This is a genomic window from Exiguobacterium sp. 8H, assembly GCF_902506255.1.
GTDB lineage: Bacteria > Bacillota > Bacilli > Exiguobacteriales > Exiguobacteriaceae > Exiguobacterium > Exiguobacterium profundum.
Genome location: NZ_LR733467.1, coordinates 1 through 3163, shown reverse-complemented (window position 1 = coordinate 3163; position 3163 = coordinate 1). Strand labels below are relative to the sequence as shown.

Sequence of the window (3163 nt, the reverse complement as noted above, 5' to 3'; positions counted from 1 at the left end):
AAGGAATACATGGACCAGGTCATCGCATGGCGCGAACGCCGTGTGTATGACGGCCCGATCACGCGTTTCACGCCCCCAGAGGGCGCTCCGGCCCCAGAAGACACCGTGGACGCGTCCACCGGACAGACGCAGGGATCAGCCCCATCTGAACCCTCCACGGTCAAACGAGAGTCCTCCTTGATGCCCCTCCCGACGCACGGGACGGACGTCCCGGCCACGTCGGAGAGTGGGGCGGAGACGCCTGCCACACCATCCGGGCTCGACCTGTTGGACGACACGTTCGGCATGACCCCTGAACCGACGCAAGAGGAACCTGTCCGCCCTTCTCCCGAACCGGATGAAGGGGAACCTCACGACTCGGACGTCGAAGAGCCGAATTCGTCTGACGCGACAGGAATGGAGCGACGGACGGTCAAAGAGTGGCTCGAACTGAAACAAGGAGAACTGATCCTGTCAAAACGGATCGGACTTGTGGTGATGGAACTGGGAAGACGGATCGACATGAAAGAACCTGTCGATGAGAATCGAATGTATGAACTCATCCACCCCTATCTCGTGAAGAAAGGGGATGAATCATAATCCAAGAATGGGAGAGAGATCGCTCATGAAACGAATGCGATGGAATGTATTACTAATCGGTGTCCTGTTGTTGCTCGGTGGGTTGTTGTTGACGCTGTCAGGCTGTGGCCGGGCGGAAGCGCTCGACACGCTGTACGAGGGTGAAGGTCCGACAATCATCACCTACGACGAGGCCAATGAAATGTTAGAGGCAGGCAAGACGTTCTTCTTCTATGAGGGTGGACGTTTCGACATCAAAGGTGAGTCTGAAATCTCGAAAATGGTGGATCGGGTGTTTAAAGAAAATGATGTCCACTATTTTATTATTAATGAGAGACAATACCCCCATGATGATCGAATCTATGCATTATTCCACTTTCCACATAGTGAAATTGGTCTCGTACATGAAGGTGAGATTCATCAAGGGGAACAGAACATCATCGCTGAGGGTGGGAAGACGCGTGAAGACATCGAACGTGACGTCGACAAGGACGTCCGTGAACTGTTGACACTCGTCGATCAATAAGCAAGAAACCGGGACGGCCCTCATGTGGCCGTCCTTTTATGTACGTGCCCGGACAACGGGCAGAAAGGAAGGGAACGATAAATGGAAATCACCGCAACGCTGTATGAGACGTTCGGTCCATACCTCGACATGACGAACCTATGGTCGGATCACCTCCGCCGGGAGCTCTGGAAATGGGTCGTCGCGCTCATGCAACTCCTTCAAGGCGTCGAGTCGTTGTATACGGGCGTCGACGAGCTGTTCCGCGGGTTCTTCACGAACCCGCTCATCGGACGACTCGAAGGGGTATTCGTCCTGTTCTTTTGGGCGTTCATGGTCATCCAAGGGGTCATCCTCGGATACATGATGTTCGTCAATCCCGCGATGAAGTACGGGAACGTGTTCCAGGCGTTCTTCTTCGCCATCGTCGTCGTCTTGATCGTGCCAGACGTCGTCTCGAAAGGGCTCGACCTGAGCGACAGTGGTCAGGTGTTCGTCGAGGAGGCGATGGGCGATGGCAACAGTGGGGCGCCGTTGTCGGAGATCGTCGTACGGAACAACGTCTATGACGTGAAACGGTTCATCGAGGACGGATGGCAGACGCCGCCGGGCGAGATGAGCATCTCCGAGAAGAACGGGTTGGACTCCCGTCAGGGCATCGTCCTGTTGAACCCGTTCAGTCGGGTCACGGACGAGATGATGGAAAGCGCTCTCGATGAAAAGATTCTGACACAATACTGGGACTCGGATCAAAACGAACCGGTCGAATTAGACGGTGGGCTATTCGGGATCGGAGAGGTCCGCTATTACCGCTATCACATCGACTTCTTCCCGATTTTCGTCCAGCTCGTCACACTCGCGTTCGCGCTCGTGTTCGTCGCCTTCAAGACGATGATGTTGCTGTATGAGATTCTGCTCGCGCAGGTGCTCGCCCCGATCGCGGCCGCCATCGGCGCGCGGGAGAGCGACACGATGCGCAATATCTTCAGCGAGCTTGCCCAGAAGCTCCTGACGCTCGTCATCCTCGTCCTCGGGTTCCGGCTCTATCTGTATTTCAGCAACCTGCTGTTCGCGTCGGATCAGGGCGGGCTCGCCAAACTGATCGGTCTGTTCGTCCTGACGATCGGGCTGTTCAAAGGGATCACCTACTTTGACAACAAGTTCGGAACGCGTGCCGGACTCCGCGAGGGCGTCGACATGGCCCGTGCGGGCGGTTCGGTGTTCACCGCCCCACTCTCTGCCGGGATTGGCGCGATGACGGGCGCCGCGGCGGTCAAACGATCGGCCGAGACGCTCAAGGGCAAGAAGAACGACGCCCTGCCGGTCCCGCTCAGAATCGACTACGGCGACTCGAAGAAGGACAAGACCGGATCATCGGCGGACGTGACATCGACCGTGGCGTCCCGATCGCCATTGGCCAAGTACGCCAAGAACGGTTGGAAGGCAGACCCGCCAAAGGGTGGCGCGACGAAATCGAAACCGGACGCCTCGCCCGCCTCGAAGGACGTACAGGCAACGCCTGACGGGACAGAACAATCGACACCAGAAACGGGACCGACACCTCGGAAACGTTGGAAGTGGCAAAACCCACAGCCCGATGAGGAGAAAGCGGTGGGGCAGGTGACCGGCGAGAGTTCAGTGCCCGGAACGCAGGAGGAATCGGTCCCGTCAGAACCGGCACCTAACGCAGACGCGAGACCGCATGTACGGTATGGACCGCAGATGTCACAGTCGGGTGAGCCTGCCCGGACCGGACAGGCGGAACCCGATCCGGATTCATCGACCGGATCGGCCGAGACCGGAGAGGCGAGCCCTCCACCCCCACAACCATGGCGATGGAAACGCGGGATGCAGGCGAACGAACAACCGAAACATCCTGACACGACCGTCCCACCTGAAGCACGTGCGGCGTACGACAAGACGCCTTCCCCGCCACCCCTGACGGAGCCGACGCCCCGTCAGACCCCGCCAAAACCGGCGACACCACAACGGCCAGAACGGCCGAAAGGAGAGATGAGACATGATCCGACGATTCCGCGAACGGCTGGAACGGTTCCAGCTGAGACGCATCCAAGACGGGCAGGCGAGACCCCGGAGGCA

Annotated in this window: 3 protein-coding genes; all 3 read left to right on the top strand. The window is 58.2% G+C overall.

The features are described 5' to 3' along the window. Positions 1-579 (top strand): hypothetical protein (locus GVY43_RS15925; protein ID WP_159563840.1); only part of this gene is annotated, 579 nt, incomplete at its 5' end. Positions 580-604: 25 nt separating this feature from the next. Further along, positions 605-1084: a hypothetical protein gene (locus tag GVY43_RS15920; RefSeq protein ID WP_159563839.1), complete on the top strand. Its 480-nt coding sequence runs from the start codon at positions 605-607 to the stop codon at positions 1082-1084. Between the two features lie 81 nt (positions 1085-1165). Then, positions 1166-3163, top strand: a 1998-nt coding sequence (locus GVY43_RS15915; RefSeq protein ID WP_159563838.1) for a pLS20_p028 family conjugation system transmembrane protein, incomplete at its 3' end; no start/stop codon positions are given.

Coding starts and splice junctions, on each gene's coding strand:
- GVY43_RS15920 (WP_159563839.1), top strand. CDS start 605: ATGAAACGAATGCGATGGAATGTATTACTAATCGGTGTCCTGTTGTTG.